The sequence below is a fragment of the Pectobacterium artocarpous genome (assembly GCF_046159765.1).
Classification (GTDB): Bacteria; Pseudomonadota; Gammaproteobacteria; order Enterobacterales; family Enterobacteriaceae; genus Pectobacterium.
This window is the reverse complement of the sequence record NZ_JBJXVK010000007.1, coordinates 115079-138336: the sequence shown is the minus strand read 5'-3', so window position 1 is coordinate 138336 and position 23258 is coordinate 115079. Positions and strand designations below refer to the sequence as shown.

Below are 23258 nucleotides of genomic sequence, written 5' to 3'. Positions count from 1 at the left end.
AGTGGAAAGGCAGAACATGAGAAAACGGTGAACCCTTACGGCTCACCAATCACACGTGCGATGTCCGCCGAGGTTTTCAAGGTACGGATTTCGCTGAATAACTCGGTGGCATCGTCATATTCTTTACGCAAATAGCCGAGCCACTGTTTGATGCGCGCGACGTGATACATTCCTGTGTCGCCCTGTTTTTCCAACCGCACATATTTTTGTAGTAGCAGCATAACCTCCGCCCACGGCATACGCGGTTCGTTATACTTAATCACACGGCTCAGGTTCGGCACATTCAGCGCACCTCGCCCCAGCATGATAGCATCGCAGCCGGTTGTCGCCATGCAATCCTGCGCACTCTGCCAGTCCCAGATTTCGCCGTTGGCGATGACCGGAATCCGCAGCCGCTGGCGGATTTCTCCTATCGCCTGCCAATTGATGCATTCCGCCTTGTACCCGTCCTCTTTGGTACGGCCATGCACGGCCAGCTCGCTTGCGCCCGCCTGCTGCACCGCATCGGCAATTTCAAACTGGCGATCGCCGGAATCCCAACCCAGCCGTATTTTCACGGTGACCGGCAGATGAGCTGGCACCGCCTCACGCATGGCTTTCGCGCCCTGATAAATCAGCTCAGGATCTTTCAACAACGTCGCACCGCCACCGCTGCCGTTCACCAGCTTCGACGGGCAACCGCAGTTGAGATCGACGCCATACGAACCTAGCTCAACTGCCCGCGCCGCGTTTTCCGCCAGCCACTGCGGATACTGCCCCAGCAATTGTACACGCACCAGCGTACCGGACGGCGTGCGGCTGGCATGATGTAACTCCGGGCAAAGGCGATAAAAGGACTTAACTGGCAGACACTGATCCACCACGCGTAGAAACTCGGTGATACACAGGTCATAATCATTTACTTCAGTCAGCAGTTCCCGCACTAATGAGTCGAGAACCCCTTCCATAGGGGCAAGCAAAACACGCATAACGTCACTCGGTAACCATTCGATCGTTAATCACAGCCATGATCAATAGGGCCAAAAAAGCTGGCAATGTTAGGAGGTATTGTACGGGGAACGCAACGGGAAAGATAATGCAGGACGGTCACAGAGGTTGCCTCTTGTGAGCATATCATCAATAATTCGTTACGGATTTGTGCAAATACCGTCCTAACGGACCACAACGAAGTGGCGATTTATTTATGTCGAATGTCAAAACTATGTCGAACGTCAAAACCACGTCGAACATCAAAACCGCCGCGCTGCAACGCCCACAGCTTGCTCTGCCGAATAACGCAGACAAGCTGCTGCTGCACTCCTGCTGTGCGCCCTGCTCCGGTGAAGTCATGGAAGCCATCACCGCTTCTGGCATTGACTACACCATTTTCTTTTATAATCCCAACATCCACCCGCAGCGTGAATACCTGATCCGTAAAGAGGAAAATATCCGTTTCGCCGAACAGCATAACGTGCCGTTCATCGATGCCGACTACGACACGGATAACTGGTTTGAACGCGCCAAAGGCATGGAGTGGGAGCCCGAACGCGGCATCCGCTGCACCATGTGTTTTGACATGCGTTTCGAGCGCACCGCGCTGTACGCCGCAGAAAACGGCTTTAGCGTCATTTCCAGTTCTCTGGGGATTTCCCGCTGGAAAAACATGCAGCAGATTAACGAATGCGGACATAACGCCGCGCAGAAATATCCCGGCATCACCTACTGGGATTACAACTGGCGCAAAGGCGGCGGTTCATCGCGCATGATAGAAATCAGCAAGCGCGAACGTTTCTATCAACAGGAGTATTGCGGCTGCATTTACTCCTTGCGCGACTCCAACAAGCATCGCAAATCACAGGGGCGCGATATTATCCGCATCGGTAAGCTGTATTACGGCGACGAAACTGAGTAACCGCGTCACACCAGAGTCCGGCACGCAGTGCCGGACTCCCAGCGTCTTATTTCTTCACACCGACCTGATAAAAAATATGCTTATCAAATAGGTCAACCTCATATCCTGTCACTTCCTTGCGTACCGGAATAGAGAGAATGGAATGCGCAATCATGACGGCCTGAGCCTGATCGTGCATCACCTGCTGCGCCTGCTTGTACAGAACTTTGATCGTGGCGCCCTCCATCAAACCGGCTTCTTTCAGTAATGCTCTGGCCTTCTCGGGATCGTAGTCATAATCCTTCAACTCACTATCCTCACTCCAGATACCCGTCGGCAGAAGGTTTTTCGCGGCCGTATCCATACCCTGAAAAACGGTGTCGATAATCGCGGGTTTATTAATCGCCATCGTTAACGCCTGTCGTACTTTCACGACGAGGCGGACAACAGCCCGCCTCTGCAAGGTTTAACCGCTTTCTTACGCTCTCTACTTTTGCGCCGACCGCAGCGCCGACGGCGTCAGACCGTATTCCTTTTTGAATTGATGGCTGAGGTGGCTGGCGGAGCTGAACCCACAGGCCAGCGCGATGTCCGTCATCGACAGCGTACCCTGTCGCACGAGCGTGTCGGCGCGAGCCAGCCGCTGTTTCAGGACATACTGATGCGGCGCTATTCCCACACTCTGGCGAAACATGCGCGCAAAGTGAAACTCGCTAAGCCCCGCTTCCGCCGCCAGCATCTGTAGCGTCAGAGGCTGATCGAGATTCGCGTCAATTTGCATTTTGCTGCGCCGCAGCACCGCTGGCGCCAGCCCGCCGCGCACCGTCGGCAGCTCCCATTGCAATTGGGTGTAACTACGCAGCACCTGAATCATCAACAGCGTCGCGGCGCTGCCAAGAACAAGCTGATTCGCCGGATCGTCCCAGCGGTTACTGAGTAAGAACTGTCGGTACAGCGACGTAATCTGAGGATCGCTGCCAAATATCCGCTCTTCTGTACAAATCGACGCCGGGCTGCGATCCCAGGTTTGCTCTGCCAGTTGTCGTAGGTGCGTATCGTCAAAATACAGGTGAACAAAACTGAGGTCGCCACGGATATCCCAGGTCGAGAGGCTTTGTTTCGGCATCAGGCAGAAACGATCCGGCCCGCCGCCGTTATGCCAGCCGTCCGCCGTTTTATGGTAGCTCTCATAGCCATCCGCGATATAAAGGCTAAGCGTATGGTGCTCGGTGTTTTCCATCGTGACGCGATCGTGGCGGTTAAACCAGGAGGCCAGCCGTACGCCGGACGTCAGTTCAACGGTGTCACGCAGCTCGGTTTTATGATGCAGCATGGTATCGAACGCTTTATAACGATGCATTGCTGCCTCCGTTTTCACTTAACCGCAAGATTCTGTTATTCACCGCAAGGGGCTGAAAGCCAGCGGCAACCGCACGCGCCATACTGCCGATATGAACTCATGCGGAATCATTTAATGAATAGCTTACTCTACTTTTCTGTTGTCCTGATCTGGGGCACAACCTGGATCGCCATCAGCCTGCAACAGGGGGAAGTCCCCGCCGAAGTGTCCGTTTTCTGGCGCTTTGCGTTAGCATCGGTCGTCTTACTGGTATTTCTGGCCGTGACGCGCCGCCTGCGCCCGCTTTCACCACGCGCTCACTTGCTGTGTATGGTACAAGGGCTATGCGTATTCGGCGTCAACTTTCTCTGTTTTTACCACGCCATCGCCTGGATTTCGAGCGGATTGGAATCCATCATTTTCTCGATGGCAGTGCTGTTTAACGCTTTTAACAGCCGTTTGTTCTTCGGACAGCCGTTAACACGCAACGTGGCGATCGCCACACCACTCGGGCTTATCGGTATCATCGCGCTATTCTGGCACGATCTGACGCAAATCAACGCGCAGCCTTATCTGCTGTGGGGCGTGGGATTGAGCGTTCTGGGCACCTACTGCTTCTCACTCGGCAATATGATTAGCGCGCAGCACCAGCGACAGGGTCGTGACGTCCTGACGACCAACGGCTGGGGCATGGGATATGGGGCACTCTGGATGGGGTTGTTCAGCCTGATTCAGGGATATCACTTCGCACCGGAATACAGCACCAGCTATCTGGGTTCACTGTTCTATCTGGCGATCTTTGGTTCGGTGGTCGGCTTTGGTGCCTACTTCAGTTTGATCGGCCGCATCGGTGCCAGCCAGGCGGCGTACACCACGCTGCTCTTTCCTCTGGTGGCGCTGTCGATTTCAACGCTATTTGAAGATTACCAGTGGCGACCCAACGCGCTCATCGGCCTGCTGCTGATTCTGGCGGGCAACGCGGTAATGTTCTACCGCCCACATCGCCCGACCGCACAGCCGGCCACGGCAAAATAACGCGATAAAAAAGGGAGCCGTCTGGCTCCCTATCGTTTTTACTTGTCCGCTGGCTTACTGCGGTTTTGCGGACGCGGCGCGCGGCGTTGTCCTTCGCCATTGCCCTTATTACTTTTATTGCCGCTATTACCCCCCCAGGGGCTATCGCTATTGCCGCCTGCTTTACGCGACTGACGATTGCCATCGGCCGAGCGGCGTTCACCCTGACCTTGACTACGCTCAGACTGACCGCGCGGCGTACCTGAATGTGCACGAGGAGACCCGTTACGCCCCCCGCCACCACCACGATTGCCCTGACGGCCATTCACAATCGGTTCAGCCTTGATGGACGGATCCGGCTCAAAGCCTTCTATAGCGATACGTGGAATTTCGCGCTTCAGCAGGCGTTCGATATCACGCAGCAGTTTGTGCTCATCCACACACACCAGCGACAGCGCTTCACCCGTCGCTTCGGCACGACCAGTACGGCCGATACGGTGGACGTAATCTTCCGGCACATTTGGCAGCTCATAGTTCACCACGTGCGGCAGCTGGTCGATATCCAGACCGCGCGCGGCGATATCCGTTGCAACCAGCACGCGAATACTGCCGTCTTTGAAGTTCGCCAACGCACGTGTACGCGCGCCCTGACTTTTATTGCCGTGAATAGCCGCGGCGGTAATGCCGTCTTTTTCCAGCAGTTCAGCCAGATGGTTAGCGCCGTGCTTGGTACGGGTAAAGACCAACACCTGCTGCCAGTTATTTTCGCCAATCAGTTGCGACAACAGTTCACGCTTGCGGCGCTTATCGACAAAATGCACGTGCTGCGTTACCAGTTCAGACGGTGTATTACGACGCACCACTTCAACAGAAGCAGGATTGGTCAGCAGTTTGTTCGCCAGCGCCTTGATCTCATCGGAGAAAGTCGCAGAGAACAGCAGGTTTTGGCGTTTAGCAGGCAGCTTCGCCAGTACACGACGAATATCGTGAATGAAGCCCATATCCAGCATACGGTCCGCTTCATCGAGCACCAGAATTTCAATCTGTGACAGGTCAACGGCGTTCTGGTGTTCCAGATCGAGCAGACGTCCCGGCGTCGCCACCAGAATATCCACGCCGCCGCGCAGTTTCATCATCTGTGGGTTAATGCTCACCCCACCGAATACGACCAGCGAACGCAGGCGCAGATATTTGCTGTACGCCTTCACATTCTCATCAATCTGTGCGGCCAGCTCGCGGGTTGGCGTCAGAATCAATGCCCGAACTGGACGGCGGCCTTTCCCTTTATGCTGCGCTTCACGACTGTTCAGCAGTTGCAATAATGGCAGCGTAAAGCCCGCCGTTTTACCCGTACCCGTTTGGGCACTGGCCATCAAATCGCGCCCTTCCAGCACGACAGGAATCGCCTGACGCTGTACAGGGGTAGGATCGCGATAACCCTGCTCTTCAATCGCGCGCAGAATATCGGCACTCAGGCCGAGAGAATCAAATGACATAAAAAGAATAACTCCAGATCCGCTCTGACCGGACAGCAGCCGGTGTAGTTTTCAGAGGGTCAGTAAGACGGGTTTGGCGGGCCACTATTAACGCAACAATTTACGTAACACTTCACGTAACAACGACATACGCAACAACCACGATGAACGGGCACAACTACGGTGCATGACTGCCGCCGATTGTAGCAGAGATTATGAGCACTAAGGGATTTTTATCTACGATAGTGCGCTTTTTCGCTATCGGTAGTCCGTCGCCGCATAGGCAGCGCTGGCGGCGGGCAGTACCGTTTTCACCCTATCCCTGACGCGACCGGTTTGGGTACGCGCCTACGTGAGCGAGAAAGCTTTCGGCCACGTCGGTAGACAAATGCTGATTTACACCACGATGCGGATCTATGGCCTGTCGCTGGTCGGTTTCGGCCTGCTGATTTCCTCGTTGTGCGCCACGCAGCCGCAGGCGTTTATCGGCGTATTCGTTTTCCTGATGCCCGGGATTTTGCTTTCCGGCTATGTTTCATCGGTTGAGAGCATGCCAGTCTGGTTGTAGAACCTCACCTGGATTAACCCGATCCGCCACTTTACCGACATCACCAAATAGATTTACCTCAAAGATGCAGATTGCAGCATTATTTGGGGTAGTCTGTGGCCGCTGTTCATCATCACGCTAACCACCGGTTCGGCAGCTTACGTCATTTTCCGACGGAATATTGCGTAGAAGGTAAGAAGAATATAGGTGGGAAGATGTCTGGCGCGGGAACCGCGCCAGACAGAGGAAATAAATTAACGACGGTTACCGAAAATACGCAGCAGCATCAGGAACAGGTTGATGAAGTCGAGGTACAGTGTCAACGCGCCGACGATGGCGTATTTACGGAAGCTGTCTTTGTCATCAACGGACAGTTGCTCGCCGATGTTTTTCAGCTTCTGGGTGTCATACGCGGTCAGACCGACAAACACCACCACACCGATATAGGTTACTGCCCACATCAGCGCTTCGCTTTTCAGCCACAGGTTCACCAACGAAGCCAGCACAATCCCGATCAGCGCCATAAACAGCATGCTGCCAAAGCCGCTCAAATCACGCTTCGTGGTGTAACCGTACAGGCTCATCGCCCCAAACATCCCCGCCGTAATCACGAAAGTACTGGCGATGGATTCACCGGAGTACATGATGAAAATGCTGGAGAGCGTCAGCCCTGTCAGCGCGGAATAAAGCATAAACAGCGATGTGGCGACCGCACCGCTCAGACGCTGTACCATACCTGAAATCACAAAGACCAGCCCCAGTTGGGCAATGATCAATCCGAAGAAAGTGATCTGACTGGAGAAAACAAAATTCAGTACGGCAGGCGTATTCGCCGCGTACCAGGAAACGAACGCCGTCAGCAGCAGGCCGCAGGTCATCCAGCCATAAACCTGTGCCATATAGGCCTGAAGACCAGACTGCGAACGCTCAACAATTGAACCCGAGCGTGGATATCTGTCCATGATGTTACCTTTGCATTAAAGTTATCTGATTAACGCGGCGCAAACCGCCCGTTTGGGGGATCGAGACTGAATATTCTCTCCCCGCCATCCTTTTATCCTAACACAGAAATGGACTACCAGCGCTGCGCGGCCTGTTTATCACTGTCGCGTGATTCTACCCAGCGTTCACCCTCCGGCGTCGCTTCTCGCTTCCAGAACGGCGCGCGGGTTTTCAGGTAATCCATGATGAACTGGGCAGCATCGAACGCCGCGCTACGGTGAGCGGCACTGACGCCAACGAACACAATTTCATCTCCTGGATAGAGTGCACCCACCCGATGAATCACACTGACGCGCGGCAGTTCCCAGCGCTCGCGTGCCAGCTCGACAATCTCCGCCAGCGCCTTTTCCGTCATGCCGGGGTAATGTTCCAGCGTCAATGCGCTAACATTTTTCGCCAGATTGTGGTTACGCACCTTGCCGGTAAACGTCACCACCGCGCCGTCTTCATCACACTGCGCCAGCCACTGATATTCATCACCTACATTGAAGTTCTCTTCGCCGACCAGAATACGCGTATCTGCCACGATTAACCTCCTGTTACCGGAGGGAAAAACGCCACTTCATCGCCATCCTGTAACGGGTGCGTGAGCTCAACCAGCGACTGATTCACCGCGGCCAGCAGCTTGCCGGATTCCAGTGCCAGCGCCCAGCGCGTGCCGCGTTGGCAAAGCGCCTGTCGGACATCCTCTACGGTGGCATACTCAGCAGGCAGCGACAGGCTGTCTGTCTCGATCAGTTCACGGACTTGTGCAAAAAACAGAATCGTAATCATGCGCCCTCCGCCGTAAAGTCGCCGGATTTGCCGCCGCTTTTCGCCAGCAGGCGCACGGGACCAATCACCATGTCTTTCTGCACGGCCTTGCACATGTCATAGATGGTCAGGGCGGCGACGGAAGCCGCCGTCAGCGCCTCCATCTCCACGCCCGTTTTCCCCGTCAGGCGACACACGGATTCGATACGAACCCGATTGTGCTCCGGCTGCGCCTCCAGCTCGACAGCAACTTTGCTCAGCAGCAGAGGATGACAAAGCGGAATCAGTTCCCAGGTGCGTTTCGCCGCCTGAATCCCGGCGATGCGTGCAGTGGCGAACACGTCGCCCTTGTGGTGGCTGCCAGCAATAATCATCGCCAGCGTCTGCGGTGCCATTTCAACAAACGCTTCCGCGCGGGCTTCACGCACGGTTTCAACTTTGGCGGAAACATCCACCATTGCGGCTTCGCCAGCGGCGTTAATGTGGGTCAATTGTGGCTTCAGTGATGACGCCATGGATTTAGATGATGACATAGTGAATAAGGCTTACCGTTAAGAGGATTTTTTCAAGTGCGGGTAAAAATTGCACGGCTTCTGGCGCGCATCCAACTGCTCCTGAATGATGCGTTCCCATGCGGTTCGACAGGCGCGAGTCGAACCCGGCATGGCAAAAATCACCGTCTGGTTAGCCAGACCGGCAAGCGCACGGGATTGCAGCGTCGCCGTCCCTATATCTTCGTACGACACCATACGAAACAGCTCGCCGAAACCTTCAATTCCCCGATCGAACAAGACGCCAATGGCTTCCGGCACCACATCCCCTGCGGTAAAGCCCGTGCCGCCATTAATCAAAATGCCCTGCACCTCATCGCTGGCAATCCACGCCGAAACCTGTGCCCGAATCTGGTACAGATTCTCTTTCACAATAGCGCTGTCGACAATGCGATGCCCTGAGGACTGTGCCGCTTCGCGCAGATAGTCGCCGGACGTGTCATCTTCCGCGCTACGACGTTCGGAAACGGTCAAAACCGCAAGATTGAGAGAAACGAATTCGCTGCTGACTTTGCTCATGTCAGGCTCCTTTAAGAATCAGTGATGTCGCGGATTAACCGCCGATAAATGACAGATTTTGCGTGATACCGCTGTTGCCTTCATGCAGAAAGTGCGTCTGCTTCTTCGTCGACAATCCACCCGAGATACGCATTTTCAAATCATCAAGATGATCATCGTCGGCCAGCAAATCACGCAGTGGAATGCCCTGTTCGCCAAAGAGGCACAGATGAAGATTCCCTACAGCGGATACGCGCAGACGGTTACAGCTCAGGCAGAAATCTTTTTCATACGGCATAATCAGCCCGATTTCTCCCTGATAGTCAGGGTGGCTAAACACCTGAGCAGGGCCGTCGCTGCGTGCGCGTTGTTGTTGCTGCCAGCCTTGTTGCAGCAGTTGCTTGCGGATCACCTCGCCGGAGACATGGTGACGGCGGAACACGTCGCCCCCTTCCCCGGTTTCCATCAATTCAATAAAGCGCAGTTGAATCGGGCGGTGTTTAATCCAGTCGAGGAAAGTTTGCAGACTGCCTGCGTTTACATCACGCATCAGCACCGTGTTGACTTTGACCTTGGCAAAGCCACAGTCAAAGGCCGCATCAATGCCGTCCATCACCTGGCGGAATTTGTCCTGCCCGGTAATCGCGTGAAACTGGCGTGCATCCAGGCTGTCGACGCTGACATTCAGCGCCGTCAGGCCAGCATCTCGCCATTGAGCAACGTCGCGCGCCAAACGGTAGCCGTTAGTGGTTACCGCCAGCGTGCGGATAGCAGGGTTTTCACGGATCGCCGCGATGATATCGACAAAGTCACGGCGCAAAGACGGTTCACCACCGGTGAGGCGGACTTTTTCCGTCCCTAATTCGGCAAAGGCGCGGCTGACGCGACGAATTTCATCGAGCGATAAAAAGCGATGTGGATTCTTACCATTGGCCTGATAGCCATCCGGCAGACAGTAGGTACAGCGAAAATTGCAGACGTCTGTGATAGACAGACGCAAATAGTAGAACTTGCGCGCAAACGCATCAGTCAGTTGACTCACCATAAACACCTTTCCAAATACGGGAGATGCAGGCATTTCTGCCTCGCACCCTGGTGACCACGAAGGCCACGGCCAGGGCACCGTATCACGCGCACGACGCGCATCACTTAGGCACCAAGGCTAGGAGTTTGATTCCTATCGGTTATCCGTTAAACAACGACAAAACCGCCGATAAAGAATCGTGATTTCATTGAACAGTCTACTGCGAAAAAGCGCAGTCAACCACTCTCAAAGTCGGTGTGTAAATAAATATATAAAGAATTTTCAATACCTTATGATGCACAGCATACGGAAAAATACACGACAGAAATTGTCTCAGGTCATGCTGGCGCGAGGATTTTTCGCCTTTTAAGCGGAAATCAGCTACCTTAGCGGCGATTGTCACACGTTATTCATCTTACTCTGGCTCATTCATAAGGTTTTCTATGCGCAATCGCACGTTGGCCGACCTCGACAGGGTTGTCGCACTCGGAGGCGGGCACGGTTTAGGTCGTGTGATGTCTTCACTCTCTTCCCTGGGTTCACGGCTAACCGGCATTGTCACAACGACAGATAACGGCGGTTCAACTGGCCGCATCCGTCGTTCTGAAGGCGGCATTGCCTGGGGCGATACCCGCAACTGTCTGAATCAACTGATTACCACGCCCAGCGTGGCATCTGCGATGTTTGAGTATCGGTTTAACGGTAACGGTGAACTTGCCGGACACAATCTGGGTAACCTGATGCTAAAAGCACTCGACCACCTGAGCGTGCGTCCGCTGGAAGCCATCAATCTGATTCGCAATTTGCTCAAAGTGGATGCCTTCTTAATTCCGATGTCCGAGCATCCGGTCGATTTGATGGCGATTGATGAACAGGGCAATCCTGTTTATGGCGAAGTCGAGATCGATCAGTTGGCCACCTTACCGCAAGATCTCATGCTGTACCCCACCGTACTGGCTACACGTGAGGCTCCTGATGCTATCGCCAAAGCCGATCTGATTTTGATTGGTCCCGGCAGTTTTCTGACCAGCCTGATGCCGCTACTGCTGCTGGACGATCTGACACAGGCGCTCCGCCGCACGCCCGCACCGATGGTCTACATCGACAATCTTGGCAATGAGCAAAGCAGCCCTGCCGCCCACATGACGCTGGGGGAGAAACTCACCTGGATTGAACGCAAAGTCGGTAAATCGGTGGTGGATGTGGCAATCGTCGGTCCGAAAGTCGATACCAGTCAGATCGGCGACCGCCTGATCGTGCAGCGAGAGCTGGCCGCAGCAGATGTGCCTCACCATCATGATCGTGAGCTACTGCGCCAGGCTATCGACCGTGCGCTACAGTTGCTGGGCTCTTAATCCCGTAGCCACGGCGTATAAGTCACGCCAATCAACATCCCTTCGGGACTCAGGAAACGCGTGACCTGCTGTCCCCAGGGTTCAAGGCGATTCTCGACCAGCAGCGCATAGCCTTGCGCTTTTAGCGTACTGGTCGCTTCCACCATGTCCGCCACTTCAAATTCCAGCCAGCTTTGCGGTTCAGGAAGATCCACAGGCCAGTTCCCGTGCCCGAAACAGGATTCGCTGGCCTGTGACAGCGGCCACAGGGCAAAATGTTTCACGCCATCCATTTCATCGCTCACCAGATAGTCGCTCCCTTCCGCAACAGGCTTCAGCGGTAATTTCAGCGTATCGACATAGAGCGCATGGCTGTCAGACAGCGATTTCACGATCGGCCCGAAACCCGCCACAAACAGCACTTCAACACCTGGTATAATAGGGTCCATCATTGATCCTCAGTGAGCGCTGGCATCGTTAGGATGCAGCGATAAATTGCGCGCGCAGTGCCTGCACCTCATCGCGCAAAGCCGCAGCCTCTTCGAATTCCAGATTCTGCGCATGCATCAGCATCTTGCTTTCCAACTCGCGAATTTTCAGCTCCAGCGCCTTCGGCGTCATCAACTCATAGCGTGCGGCCGGCTCTGCCGCTTTACGGTTGCCTCGTCCTTTGCCTTTGTTTGTCGGTTGACCCAGTTGCAGAATATCGGAAATTTTCTTATTGAGCCCCTGTGGCACAATTCCGTGCTCGGTGTTGTAGGCTTCCTGCTTCTCACGACGGCGTTCCGTTTCGCCAATCGCTTTCGCCATGGATGGCGTAATCTTGTCGCCATAGAGAATCGCCTTGCCACGCAGGTTACGTGCCGCACGACCGATCGTCTGGATCAGGGAGCGTTCGGAACGCAGGAAGCCCTCTTTATCCGCATCCAGAATCGCTACCAGCGACACTTCTGGCATATCCAGCCCTTCACGCAACAGGTTGATCCCCACCAGCACGTCGAACTCACCAAGGCGTAAATCACGGATGATTTCCACACGTTCGACGGTATCAATATCCGAGTGCAGATAACGCACCCGCTCGCCGTGTTCTTCCAGATATTCCGTCAGGTCTTCCGCCATTCGCTTGGTCAGCGTCGTGACCAGCACACGTTCGTTGACCGCCACGCGCTGGCGAATCTCGGAAAGCAGATCGTCCACCTGTGTCGCAACAGGCCGCACTTCAATAAGGGGATCGAGTAACCCAGTGGGACGCACCACCTGATCAATCACTTCACCGCCCGATTTTTCCAGCTCATAGTTACCCGGCGTCGCAGACACGTAGATCGTCTGCGGAGCCAGTGCCTCAAACTCTTCAAATTTCATCGGACGGTTATCCAACGCCGAAGGTAGCCGGAAACCGTATTCGACCAGTGTCTCTTTACGCGCGCGGTCGCCGCGATACATACCGCCAATCTGCGGCACGGTAACGTGGGATTCATCAATGACCAGTAGCCCGTCCGCTGGCAAATAGTCAAACAGCGTCGGTGGCGGTTCGCCGGGGCCACGACCAGACAGGAATCGCGAGTAGTTTTCGATACCGGAGCAATAGCCCAGCTCGTTCATCATCTCCAGGTCAAACTGCGTGCGCTGGCTTAGTCGCTGCTCTTCCACCAGCTTATCATTCGCCAGCAGCACCTTTCTGCGATCGGCCAGTTCCACCTTGATCTCTTCCATCGCCTGTAAAATACGCTCACGCGGCGTGACATAGTGCGTTTTCGGGTAGATGGTGTAGCGTGGCACCGTCTGGAGCACGTGCCCCGTCAGTGGGTCAAACAGCGACAGCCGTTCCACTTCTTCATCGAACAGTTCAACACGCAGCGCAATTTCGTCAGATTCCGCAGGGAAAATATCGATCACTTCACCGCGCACGCGGAACGTACCGCGCTGGAATGCCTGATCGTTACGGGAATATTGCAACTCGGCCAAACGCCGCAAAATAGCACGCTGGTCGATCAGCATCCCCCGCGTCAGGTGCAACATCATTTTCAGATAGAGATCGGGATCGCCCAGACCATAGATAGCGGAGACTGAAGCCACGACGATCACATCACGCCTTTCCAGCAGCGCTTTTGTCGCGGAGAGACGCATCTGTTCGATATGTTCGTTAACCGATGCATCCTTTTCGATGAAGGTGTCTGAACTGGGGACATAAGCTTCCGGTTGATAATAGTCGTAGTACGAGACGAAGTACTCCACAGCATTATCGGGGAAGAATTCTTTCATTTCACCGTACAACTGAGCGGCCAGCGTTTTATTCGGCGCCAACATCATCGTCGGCCGATTGAGGTCGGCAATCACGTTGGCGATAGTGAACGTCTTACCTGAGCCGGTTACCCCGAGCAGCGTTTGGTGCGCCAGCCCATCTTCCAGCCCCTCTTTTAAACGACGAATGGCCTCAGGCTGATCGCCTGCCGGTTTAAAGTCAGAATTCAGTGTAAATACTTTACTCATCGTTAAGCACGCTACTTATTCGTTATTACGCATCGCTCAAGACGATGGTCGTGGGTGGACGCTCGGAATTTTATTCTGAATGCCAATGGCGAAATGCGCCACCGCAATAATACTGGATATAAAAACAGCATCAAGAAAATTATCGCTGGATTGGATGATTAATCGACAAATGAATTTGCTAGCACATCTATGTTCAATCTACCAGATAAAATCATCATGATTTATCCCCAGACTTGGTAAAAACGTAACATGCGGGGATGCGCAGTGACGTTAATTTATGCAACTACGCACCGTTGATGTTTAAGACGCTTGATTTTACTTAAGCATATGATAATAAATAGATTAGAAAAAAAGTGGAGAATAGCGCCAACCTGGCGAAAACCCGCGCCAGCTCTCGGTTAGGGCGCGTTGTCTATCCATAATACACATAGTTATCCACAGAAATGGTGGATAACTCCCACAACCCCGCATCAGTACTGAGTTAGAGAAATACCCGCTTCATTTATGTTCCACCCTGATATGGATTTTCTTCACACTTTTTCTGTGATTTATCACATAAGTATTAGACGGAAAAAGACTAAAAAAGAAGAGGACGACATCGCAACAATTCAGGCATGACGGGGATTCAGAGGAAAACTCAAGAAGGTTTTAACTATTGATAAGGATGAAAATGTAGGTTTTACACTCATAAAACAGAGGCTGGTAAAAAACAATAAAACCCACTGCGATTATTAAAGACAGTCGAGGGTTAGAAAAATGACTACTCCGCTAATAACCCAATATCAATATACTGCCCCAGATTGTGCTGTTGAAGATCGGATAAATAAGGAATTTCACCCAGCATTGGCGCGGGCAGGCGCTGTTGCAGCGTTTGCAGATACGGCTGGTGCCATTTTCCTGGAGGCGTGATGTCGTTTGCGATCCAACCTACAACACGCAGGCCAGCGTGTTCAATCGCGTGGGCAGTGAGCATCGCGTGGTTGATGCATCCTAGCTTGATGCCAACCACCAAAATCACAGGAAGTTGTTCCTGAACCACCCAATCGGCAAAGGTATTCTGCACCGACAGCGGTGTAAACCACCCGCCCGCCCCTTCGACTAACAGCCAATCCGCCTGCGTTTCTAATGCCCGCAGTCCTGTAGATAGCGTAGAGAGGGAAATAGGCCGCTGCTCCACCGCACTGATAATATGCGGCGAGGTCGGCTCCATAAACGCCAACGGGTTCACCGCCTGATAATCCAACCGGACGCTACTATTCGCCTGAAGCGCCAGCGCATCGCTGTTACGAATGCCATCGGCCGTCATTTCACAGCCGGACGCCACAGGTTTATAGCCTGCGGTACGGTATCCGGCCTGACTCGCAGCCTGAAGCAGCGCCGTACTCGCGACCGTTTTCCCGACTTCGGTATCCGTGCCTGTCACAAACCAGCGCTCAATCACGATAAATCACCCCATAAACCAGTTGATAGCTAAGCGGGTAGCCGCCCTGCTCTTGCGGATAGCAGGCAGACAACGCCGATAGTCGCGTACGGCTCAATAGCCCCGGTGTACGCCCTTCATGCAGCCAGGTCGCCCCAATCCCCTTCAGCGATTTCATTAACGCCAATACATCAGGGAACAAGCAGACCTCGCGTTCCTGCACCAGATGATAGCGATATGGTTGACAGGCCGCGTCGATAGCGGAGAACGACAGAAAGCGATTCGTCCGCTGCGTGCCATCCAGCCGCTGCCACGCCCGCGACAGTTCGCTTAAAGAACCGTCCGCCAGCGTCGAAAAGGCAATCACGCCCCCCGGTCGCGTGACCCGATACAGCTCCGCCAGCGCACGCGGTAACGAGTCGCACCATTGTATGGCCAGATTGCTATAGCTGATGTCTACACAGCAATCTGCCAGCGGTAGGTTTTCGATATCCCCTTCCTGATAACGATCGGCAACGTGCTGCTCACGGGCATACGCCAGCATCTCCACCGACAAATCCAGCGCGGTCACCGATTTACCGCACTGACGCCAGCGGCGGCTAAAGTGCCCGGTTCCGCACCCCGCATCCAATAACTGTAAACCGCTGTGCGGCGGCATCAGCGCCAGCAGGCGTTCCCCGCTGGTGCGTTGCAGCTCAGAAAAGCGGTCATAGCCCCTTGCTGCACGTCCAAACGCCTGCGCAATCGCCTGCTTGTTATAGTTTTCTGTCAGCATGGTGTAATACCGTAAGCAAGCGGCTGATATCTTCCGGCTGATGTTCCGCTGTCAGCGTAATCCGCAGGCGTGCGCTGCCGGGCGGCACCGTCGGCGGTCGCATGGCGCTGACCCACACGCCCTGCTCACGCAGATGGTTCATCAACGCCAGCGCCCGTGCGTTCTCGCCAACAATCAGCGGCTGAATCGCGCTCTGCGAATCCATCAGTTGATAGGACGAATTGGAAAAGCCCGAACGGAACTGCGCAATGTTGCGTTGTAACGCATCACGCCGCGCATCGCCCTGCCGGACACAGTTGAGTGCTGCGCTCAGCGCACAGGCCTGTGCTGCTGGCATCGACGTGCTGTAAATCAAATGACGGGCGAATTGCAGGAAATACTCGGCCAGCGGCTCAGCACACAGCACCGCCGCGCCGCACACGCCAAACGCTTTACCAAACGTGACAATCAGCAGTTCCGGCTTGACGCCCTGCTGCCAGCAGCTCCCGCGACCTTCCTCACCTAGCACGCCAATTCCGTGTGCATCATCCACCATCAGGCAGGCATCGTGCGCTCTGCACTGTGCCTGCAACGCCCACAGCGGCGCGGTGTCGCCATCCATGCTGAAAACCCCTTCGGTCACGACCAACGTCTGGCCGTCTGTAGGTTTCTCCAGCAGCGTTTGCAAGTTATCGAGATGATTATGTTTAAAACGCCGCAGGATCGCGGGTGACTGTGCAGCCGCTTCCAGCAACGACGCGTGGCTAAGCTTATCGGCCAAAATACGGTCTTCCGCCTGTGCCAACGCGGCCACCACGGCCTGATTCGCGGCATAGCCGGAAATAAACAGCAGCGCACGCGGGTAACCCAGCCAGTCGGCAAGCTGACTTTCCAGCGCGGCATGGGCATCGGTGTACCCTGTCACATGTCCAGAACCACCGCTGCCAATACCGTATTGCTCGGCACCTTGCTGCCAGGCGTGCACAATTTCCGGGTGATGACTCAACCCCAAATAGTCATTGCTGGAAAAATTCAGATAACAGCGATCGCTCTGTATCAGCCAGCGTCCGCTGCCACCTTGATTAGCCAATCTCACGCGGTACGCATCATCACGCTGTCGCTGCGCCAGCGCAGCTTCAATACGTTGCTGCCAGCTCATGATGCAACACACCTTACCTGACAGTGTGTGCACAATGTGTTATACCGCAGCATTATAAAACTGCTCGCTATCGGCATTAATCAACTGTTCTGCCAGTCGCTGTTGCTGTTGGTTATCCCCGTATTCGGTCGCCGTCTGCTGCGGATTCAGACCTAATTTGAGGAACAGCGCCAGATCTTTGTCTTCCTTCGGATTTGGCGTCGTTAACAGTTTGCAGCCGTAGAAAATGGAATTCGCACCGGCCATAAAGCACATCGCCTGCGTTTGTTCACTCATCTGCTCGCGTCCGGCGGACAAGCGCACATAGGAAGCAGGCATCATGATGCGTGCAACGGCAATAGTACGAATGAAATCAAACGGATCGACGTCCTCATTCTCCGCCAACGGCGTTCCCTTCACCTTAACCAGCATGTTGATCGGCACGCTTTCCGGCGGCGTCGGTAAGTTAGCCAACTGCACCAACAGCCCGGCGCGATCGCGCACCGTTTCACCCAGTCCAACAATGCCGCCTGAGCAAACTTTAATGCCCGCCCCGCGCACTTTATCCAGCGTATCCAGACGTTCCTGATACGTGCGAGTGGTGATGATGCTGCCGTAAAATTCCGGCGAAGTATCGAGGTTATGGTTATAGAAATCCAGTCCAGCGGAGGCCAAACGCTCGGCCTGATCGTTGTGCAGCGTCCCCAGCGTCATGCAGGTTTCCATCCCCATCGCTTTGACACCTTTTACCATCTGCTCCAGATAGGGCATGTCACGCTCGTGGGGGTTTTTCCACGCGGCTCCCATACAAAAGCGCGTCGATCCTGCCGCTTTCGCCTGACGAGCCGATTCCAGCACCTGTTCAACCTGCATCAGACGTTCGGTATCAATCCCGGTACGATAGCGGGAACTCTGCGGGCAATACTTACAGTCTTCTGGACAGGCACCCGTTTTTATCGACAGTAACGTGCTCACCTGCACCTGACGGCGATCAAAATGCTGGCGGTGGACCTGCTGCGCTTCAAACATCAGTTCCAGAAAAGGTTTATTAAATAAATCTTGCGCTTGCTCAAGCGTCCAGTAAATGCGGTCAGCCATCTCAGCATCTCCAAACTAAAAACGTTTCGCCAGTGTAAATTAACCCGATACACTGTCAACCAAATAGAATCTATTTTAGTTTACGAGAGATCATCATGAGCCCAGAAGACATCACTTTTGACCAGCGCCACATCTGGCATCCCTACACCTCAATGACCAAACCGCTGCCCTGCTATCCGGTAATCTCGGCCAGCGGTGTCGAGCTTCATCTGGATGACGGACGTCGCCTAATCGATGGCATGTCATCATGGTGGGCAGCAATTCACGGATACAACCATCCGGCGATCAATCAGGCAGTGCAGACTCAACTCAGCCAGATGTCGCACGTGATGTTCGGTGGGATGACCCATCCGGCAGCGGTGGCACTGTGCCGTAAGCTGGTGGATATGACTCCTGATGGTCTGGAATGCGTTTTCCTAGCGGATTCCGGCTCGGTGGCCGTCGAAGTAGCGATGAAAATGGCGCTGCAATATTGGCAGGCACGCAGTGAAACCCGCCAGTGCTTTCTCACCCTGCGTCATGGCTATCACGGTGATACCTTCGGTGCGATGTCCGTGTGCGATCCACAAAATTCAATGCACAGTTTGTATCAGGGTTATCTGCCTACCCAGTTGTTTGTCGATGCGCCGTCCTGCGATGCTCTGAACAAAGACGGTTTTGCCGACGAGTGGCAGGAAACCGATATCGCACCGCTCCAGGCGATGCTATCAGCGCATGCTCATGAAATCGCCGCCGTGATTTTGGAGCCCATCGTGCAAGGGGCTGGCGGAATGCGCTTTTACCATCCAGCCTATCTGCGCCGGGTGCGGGAACTGTGCGACCAATGGGATGTTTTGCTGATTGCCGATGAGATCGCCACCGGGTTTGGCCGTACTGGCAAGCTGTTTGCCTGCGAACATGCAGGCATTTCGCCCGATATTATGTGCCTGGGAAAAGCGCTTACCGGCGGTTATATGACACTCTCAGCCACGCTGACCACTCGGTTGGTTGCTGAAACTATCAGCAATGGCGCGGCAGGCTGCTTTATGCATGGCCCCACATTTATGGGTAATCCGCTGGCCTGCGCAGCAGCCAACGCCAGCCTGTCACTGCTGGCGGAGAATCGCTGGCAGCAGCAGGTACAGCAGATTGAGCGGCAGTTGCGAGAAGCACTGCAACCCTGTGCGGATTCTTCGCTGGTGGCGAACGTTCGCGTGCTGGGCGCTATCGGCGTGGTGGAAACACAGCGTCCGGTTGATATGGCGCGGCTACAGCGTTTCTTTGTCGAGCGCGGCGTCTGGATTCGCCCCTTTGGTCGGCTCATTTACCTGATGCCACCGTTTATCATTCAGCCTGATGAACTGCATAAGCTGACCGACGCCGTCTGTGCCGCGATTCGTGACGAACTACTATTTAAATAATCGGCAACGCCAGGCGCACGCTCTCGTGCGCCTCTCCCTATACTTGATTTCACTTCGTATCATCACTATTTATTAACGCTCTTATAATTATTACCATGAATAAGATTTTCATTTTATTCATGAGTAATGACTTGAATTACTCTGTCGCTCAATGAAATAACGACAAACTGTTAAGCACGACACAATTTATACTTATAAAACCATAGACACTGACGTAATACGTGCTAAATTTCAGATTGAAACATCCCGAGCATATATTAAAAGGAGATTTATTATGCTTATTATGAACACCCATCCAACACGTACTTTCCGCACATTGTTACCTGTTCTATTATCTGCCTTATTACTCTCACCATTAACGGTTTCTGCCGCCAGTTCCTCAAAGGACGCGGATAAACTCTATTTTGAGAATAATAAATATTATGTTTTCAATAATGTCTGGGGAAAAGATGAAGTCAAAGGATGGCAGCAAACCATTTTTTATAATAACCCAACCAGTATGGGATGGAGCTGGCATTGGCCAAGTAACTCCTCCAGCGTTAAAGCCTATCCGTCACTGGTGAGCGGCTGGCACTGGACGGCGGGCTATACGGCAAATAGCGGACTGCCAATAAAGTTATCCAGCAATAAAAGCATCACCAGCAACGTTACCTATTCCATCAAATCCACGGGGACTTACAACGCAGCTTATGATATTTGGTTCCACACTACCGATAAAGCCAATTGGGACACGGCCCCTACCGATGAATTGATGATCTGGCTAAATAATACCAATGCCGGCCCTGCGGGTGATTATATTGAAACGGTTTTCCTCGGCGGCAGTAGCTGGAACGTATTCAAAGGGTGGATTAATGCGGGGAATGGTAAGGGCTGGAATGTCTTTTCTTTTGTTCGCACTTCCAATACCAATAACGCCTCGCTCAATATCCGCCATTTCACCAACTACCTGGTGGGAACCAAGAACTGGATGAGCAATACAAAATATATCAGTAGCGTTGAGTTTGGCACCGAGATCTTTGGCGGTGACGGACAAATCGATATCACCAAGTGGAGCGTAGACATCAAGTAACATCCCTATAATCTTTGTCCTTCACGGTTTCAGCCTCGCGGCCCACACTGGCGCGAGTCTGAACCGCACTACTCTCACCCAACACACTTTTTCATTTTCATACAGGCCGACCTTGCTTATCCTTTAAGCAGGCTCTGCTTCCCTTACCCAACAAAATTCGTGAGCTGTGGCACGTCAATTCCATTAGCGTTATGATAATCCCTTCAGCTAATCAGGAAATTCTCATGCGTAATACGTTCATCGTTTGCTGGCAGTATTTACGCGCTTTCGCATTGATTTATCTCTGCCTGCTGGCAGGCAATGCGCTATCCGCGTTACTTCCGTTCACTATTCCCGGCAGTATCATCGGTATGCTGGTTCTGTTCACCCTTCTCGCTTCGCAGATCCTGCCCGCGCAGTGGGTAAAACCGGGTTGCCACCTCCTTATTCGCCATATGGCGCTGCTGTTCGTCCCCATTGGCGTCGGTGTGATGAATTATTACGACCTGGTCAGCCAGCAGTTTGGCCCCATCGTGGTTTCCTGCCTGATCAGTACCTTTATTGTGATGTTGGTTGTGGGTTTCAGTACCCAGATAATGCAGCGTGAACGTGCCATGACTAGCGTTCGCACACCGCCGAAGGATAACGAATAATGTTCAGCTATGTGTGGTGGTCTCTCCCCCTCACCCTGATTGTCTTTTTTGCCGCACGTAAACTGGCCTTGCAGACCAAGCTCTCTCTGTTGAACCCGCTGCTGGTGTCGATGGCGATGATTATTCCTCTGCTGCTGGTGTTGAAGATTCCCTACGAGCACTATTTTCAGGGCAGTAAAGTCCTTAACGACCTGCTGCAACCCGCGGTGGTGGCGCTGGCGTTCCCGCTTTATGAACAGTTGCACCAAATTCGCGCCCGCTGGAAGTCCATTATCAGTGTGTGTTTCATTGGTAGCCTGACCGCCATTATCTCCGGCACGCTGGTAGCGTTGTGGATGGGGGCTTCGCCCGAAATCGCAGCCTCCGTGTTACCGAAGTCGGTCACTACCCCCATTGCGATGGCCGTCGCCAGTTCTATTGGCGGTATCCCCGCTATCAGCGCCGTCTGCGTAATTTTTGTCGGCATTCTCGGTGCCGTATTAGGTCACTGTTTATTCAACCGCGTGGGAATCAAAACCAAAGCTGCACGGGGCTTGTCGATGGGTACCGCTTCGCACGCCCTCGGCACGGCGCGCTGCGCGGAGGTTGATTATCAGGAAGGGGCATTTAGTTCACTGGCACTGGTCATCTGCGGGATCATCACGTCGCTGATCGCGCCGTTTGTCTTCCCCGTACTCCTGCACGTCGTTAGTTGAGCACAGAATGTATCTCGCATCGTCCACTATAAAATTGAGATACATCTCGCATTTAGCATTTAATTTGCAGACATTTCATTCAGCAAAGAGATTTTTATCACAATTTGTTGCTACTCTGCTACCTAACATGACGTCATTGACGGGTAAAAAGAGTAAGCCACTATGCATCCACGATTTGAAAACGCCTTTCAGCAATTACCTGCCAATCTGCAAGCCGCGATCCACCCCGTGATCGATAAATCGGATTTCTTCGCCATGCTAACCGTAGACGAGGTGAATACCGTCTGTGAAGCCAGCCAGCTAGACGCCGATGCGCTGGCCTTTGCGTTATTGCCGCTGGCAGCCGCCTGCGCACAAGCGCCTATCTCTAATTTTCAGGTTGGCGCGATTGCACAAGGGCTTAGCGGCAATTTCTACTTTGGCGCCAACATGGAGTTCAGCGCGATTCAGCTTCAGCAAACAGTGCATGCCGAGCAAAGCGCCGTTAGCCATGCCTGGCTGCGCAATGAGTGTGGATTGCGGGCCGTAACCGTGAACTACACGCCATGCGGCCACTGCCGCCAGTTTATGAACGAATTGCGCAATGCGGCGTCGCTGCGTATCCATCTACCGGGTCGCCAACCTGCCGCGCTCAGCCACTATCTGCCAGATTCCTTTGGCCCCATCGATCTGCAAATTGATACCTTACTGATGGATGACGTCAACCACGGAGCAACCTTACATAATGTTGGCGTGCTTGCACGTTTGGCTCTGGATACCGCCAACCGTAGCCATGCGCCGTACAGCAGGGCTATCAGCGGTATTGCGCTGGAGACGTCAAGTGGCAACATCTACACGGGGCGCTACGCAGAAAATGCAGCGTTCAACCCTAGCCTGCCGCCTTTGCAATCTGCGTTAAATATGATGAATCTTGCTGGCGAAGAACTGTGCACAATTAAACACGCCGCTGTCGTTGAACGCCGCAATGCTGTTGTCAGCCATTGGGCCATTTCGCAAATTATGCTGGCTGAATTGGGCTGCACCGACGTTGAACACCACTTTATTGAAGAATAGCAGCGGAGGTAAGCGCAGGATTTCAGCAAAGTGAGGGGTGAAAAACGAGAGGTGAATCGATAAAGCTTGAATTCTGACTAAGATGCAAGCCATCTGTAACTA

The 23258-nt window shown here is 53.6% G+C and carries 23 protein-coding genes, 2 pseudogenes and 1 riboswitch; of the genes and pseudogenes, 9 read left to right on the top strand and 16 right to left on the bottom strand.

Annotated features, from left to right (window positions below):
- Window positions 1-35: 35 nt before the first annotated feature.
- Complete coding sequence (gene dusC / locus ACKQAD_RS06680; RefSeq protein WP_409159427.1) at window positions 36-968, bottom strand: tRNA dihydrouridine(16) synthase DusC; 933 nt, start codon at window positions 966-968, stop codon at window positions 36-38.
- A 215-nt stretch (window positions 969-1183) separates the two neighbouring features.
- On the opposite strand from dusC, the gene ACKQAD_RS06675 reads away from it, so the two are divergent.
- Window positions 1184-1891 carry an epoxyqueuosine reductase QueH gene (locus ACKQAD_RS06675; protein ID WP_409159426.1) on the top strand — a complete coding sequence of 236 codons (708 nt, stop codon included), beginning with the start codon at window positions 1184-1186 and terminating at the stop codon, window positions 1889-1891.
- Between the two features lie 46 nt (window positions 1892-1937).
- Here the strand turns inward: ACKQAD_RS06675 and ACKQAD_RS06670 are convergent.
- Together ACKQAD_RS06670 and ACKQAD_RS06665 are read right to left on the bottom strand one after the other, a co-directional pair.
- Window positions 1938-2303: pseudogene (locus ACKQAD_RS06670) on the bottom strand (ABC transporter substrate-binding protein); the annotation flags it as partial.
- Between the two features lie 54 nt (window positions 2304-2357).
- The gene (locus ACKQAD_RS06665; RefSeq protein ID WP_409159425.1) at window positions 2358-3230 is read right to left on the bottom strand and encodes a helix-turn-helix domain-containing protein; all 873 of its coding nucleotides are present in this window, start codon (window positions 3228-3230) and stop codon (window positions 2358-2360) included.
- Window positions 3231-3344: 114 nt separating this feature from the next.
- On the opposite strand from ACKQAD_RS06665, the gene ACKQAD_RS06660 reads away from it, so the two are divergent.
- Window positions 3345-4244 carry a DMT family transporter gene (locus tag ACKQAD_RS06660; RefSeq protein WP_409159424.1) on the top strand — a complete coding sequence of 300 codons (900 nt, stop codon included), beginning with the start codon at window positions 3345-3347 and terminating at the stop codon, window positions 4242-4244.
- A gap of 38 nt (window positions 4245-4282) precedes the next feature.
- Here the strand turns inward: ACKQAD_RS06660 and rhlE are convergent, their stop codons facing one another.
- The gene (gene rhlE, locus ACKQAD_RS06655; protein WP_409159423.1) at window positions 4283-5719 is read right to left on the bottom strand and encodes an ATP-dependent RNA helicase RhlE; all 1437 of its coding nucleotides are present in this window, start codon (window positions 5717-5719) and stop codon (window positions 4283-4285) included.
- A gap of 370 nt (window positions 5720-6089) precedes the next feature.
- Here rhlE and ACKQAD_RS06650 point away from each other — a divergent pair.
- A pseudogene (locus ACKQAD_RS06650) lies at window positions 6090-6434 on the top strand (ABC transporter permease); the annotation flags it as partial.
- A 65-nt stretch (window positions 6435-6499) separates the two neighbouring features.
- Here ACKQAD_RS06650 and ACKQAD_RS06645 read toward each other — a convergent pair.
- The 6 genes from ACKQAD_RS06645 to moaA all read right to left on the bottom strand — a co-directional run bounded on the left by ACKQAD_RS06645 (window position 6500) and on the right by moaA (window position 10094).
- Window positions 6500-7207: a Bax inhibitor-1/YccA family protein gene (locus ACKQAD_RS06645; protein ID WP_409159422.1), complete on the bottom strand. Its 708-nt coding sequence runs from the start codon at window positions 7205-7207 to the stop codon at window positions 6500-6502.
- Between the two features lie 113 nt (window positions 7208-7320).
- Window positions 7321-7773: a molybdopterin synthase catalytic subunit MoaE gene (gene moaE, locus ACKQAD_RS06640; protein ID WP_010297660.1), complete on the bottom strand. Its 453-nt coding sequence runs from the start codon at window positions 7771-7773 to the stop codon at window positions 7321-7323.
- A 2-nt stretch (window positions 7774-7775) separates the two neighbouring features.
- On the bottom strand, window positions 7776-8021 hold the full coding sequence (gene moaD, locus ACKQAD_RS06635; RefSeq protein ID WP_400464874.1) for a molybdopterin synthase sulfur carrier subunit: 246 nt from the start codon (window positions 8019-8021) through the stop codon (window positions 7776-7778).
- The gene (gene moaC / locus ACKQAD_RS06630; protein ID WP_261386449.1) at window positions 8018-8533 is read right to left on the bottom strand and encodes a cyclic pyranopterin monophosphate synthase MoaC; all 516 of its coding nucleotides are present in this window, start codon (window positions 8531-8533) and stop codon (window positions 8018-8020) included. Before moaC ends, moaD begins: the two co-directional genes overlap by 4 nt.
- A gap of 18 nt (window positions 8534-8551) precedes the next feature.
- Window positions 8552-9070, bottom strand: a complete 519-nt coding sequence (gene moaB, locus ACKQAD_RS06625) for a molybdenum cofactor biosynthesis protein B (RefSeq protein WP_409159421.1) — start codon at window positions 9068-9070, stop codon at window positions 8552-8554.
- A gap of 34 nt (window positions 9071-9104) precedes the next feature.
- Window positions 9105-10094: a GTP 3',8-cyclase MoaA gene (gene moaA, locus ACKQAD_RS06620; protein WP_409159420.1), complete on the bottom strand. Its 990-nt coding sequence runs from the start codon at window positions 10092-10094 to the stop codon at window positions 9105-9107.
- Window positions 10082-10230: riboswitch (molybdenum cofactor riboswitch) on the bottom strand. Its footprint overlaps the gene before it by 13 nt.
- Before the next feature lie 286 nt (window positions 10231-10516).
- Between moaA and yvcK the strand changes: the two genes are divergently transcribed.
- A complete protein-coding gene (gene yvcK / locus ACKQAD_RS06615) occupies window positions 10517-11428 on the top strand; it encodes a uridine diphosphate-N-acetylglucosamine-binding protein YvcK (protein WP_409159419.1) in 912 nt (303 codons plus the stop codon).
- Here yvcK and ACKQAD_RS06610 read toward each other — a convergent pair.
- From ACKQAD_RS06610 to bioB, 6 genes are all read right to left on the bottom strand, one after another.
- A complete protein-coding gene (locus ACKQAD_RS06610; protein ID WP_409159461.1) occupies window positions 11425-11856 on the bottom strand; it encodes a VOC family protein in 432 nt (143 codons plus the stop codon). The two genes, yvcK and ACKQAD_RS06610, sit on opposite strands and share 4 nt — an antisense overlap.
- A gap of 28 nt (window positions 11857-11884) precedes the next feature.
- Entirely contained in the window at window positions 11885-13897 is a 2013-nt protein-coding gene (uvrB, locus tag ACKQAD_RS06605) for an excinuclease ABC subunit UvrB (protein ID WP_409159418.1), read from the bottom strand.
- 760 nt (window positions 13898-14657) lie between these two features.
- Window positions 14658-15338, bottom strand: a complete 681-nt coding sequence (gene bioD / locus ACKQAD_RS06600; RefSeq protein ID WP_409159417.1) for a dethiobiotin synthase — start codon at window positions 15336-15338, stop codon at window positions 14658-14660.
- Window positions 15331-16092: a malonyl-ACP O-methyltransferase BioC gene (gene bioC / locus ACKQAD_RS06595; RefSeq protein ID WP_409159416.1), complete on the bottom strand. Its 762-nt coding sequence runs from the start codon at window positions 16090-16092 to the stop codon at window positions 15331-15333. Before bioC ends, bioD begins: the two co-directional genes overlap by 8 nt.
- The gene (bioF, locus tag ACKQAD_RS06590) at window positions 16073-17230 is read right to left on the bottom strand and encodes an 8-amino-7-oxononanoate synthase (RefSeq protein ID WP_409159415.1); all 1158 of its coding nucleotides are present in this window, start codon (window positions 17228-17230) and stop codon (window positions 16073-16075) included. The genes bioC and bioF overlap by 20 nt, the downstream gene beginning before the upstream one ends.
- A gap of 39 nt (window positions 17231-17269) precedes the next feature.
- A complete protein-coding gene (bioB, locus tag ACKQAD_RS06585; protein ID WP_409159414.1) occupies window positions 17270-18307 on the bottom strand; it encodes a biotin synthase BioB in 1038 nt (345 codons plus the stop codon).
- 95 nt (window positions 18308-18402) lie between these two features.
- Here bioB and bioA point away from each other — a divergent pair, with 95 nt between their 5' ends.
- The 5 genes from bioA (at window position 18403) to cdd (ending at window position 23156) form a co-directional block, all read left to right on the top strand.
- Window positions 18403-19707: an adenosylmethionine--8-amino-7-oxononanoate transaminase gene (gene bioA / locus ACKQAD_RS06580; protein WP_409159413.1), complete on the top strand. Its 1305-nt coding sequence runs from the start codon at window positions 18403-18405 to the stop codon at window positions 19705-19707.
- A gap of 274 nt (window positions 19708-19981) precedes the next feature.
- Complete coding sequence (locus ACKQAD_RS06575; RefSeq protein WP_409159412.1) at window positions 19982-20776, top strand: GH12 family glycosyl hydrolase domain-containing protein; 795 nt, start codon at window positions 19982-19984, stop codon at window positions 20774-20776.
- A gap of 224 nt (window positions 20777-21000) precedes the next feature.
- Window positions 21001-21408, top strand: coding sequence for a CidA/LrgA family protein (locus ACKQAD_RS06570; protein WP_409159411.1), 408 nt, complete (start codon window positions 21001-21003; stop codon window positions 21406-21408).
- Window positions 21408-22103 carry a CidB/LrgB family autolysis modulator gene (locus ACKQAD_RS06565; protein ID WP_409159410.1) on the top strand — a complete coding sequence of 232 codons (696 nt, stop codon included), beginning with the start codon at window positions 21408-21410 and terminating at the stop codon, window positions 22101-22103. The genes ACKQAD_RS06570 and ACKQAD_RS06565 overlap by 1 nt, the downstream gene beginning before the upstream one ends.
- 162 nt (window positions 22104-22265) lie before the next feature.
- Window positions 22266-23156: a cytidine deaminase gene (cdd, locus tag ACKQAD_RS06560; RefSeq protein WP_409159409.1), complete on the top strand. Its 891-nt coding sequence runs from the start codon at window positions 22266-22268 to the stop codon at window positions 23154-23156.
- Window positions 23157-23258: the final 102 nt, after the last annotated feature.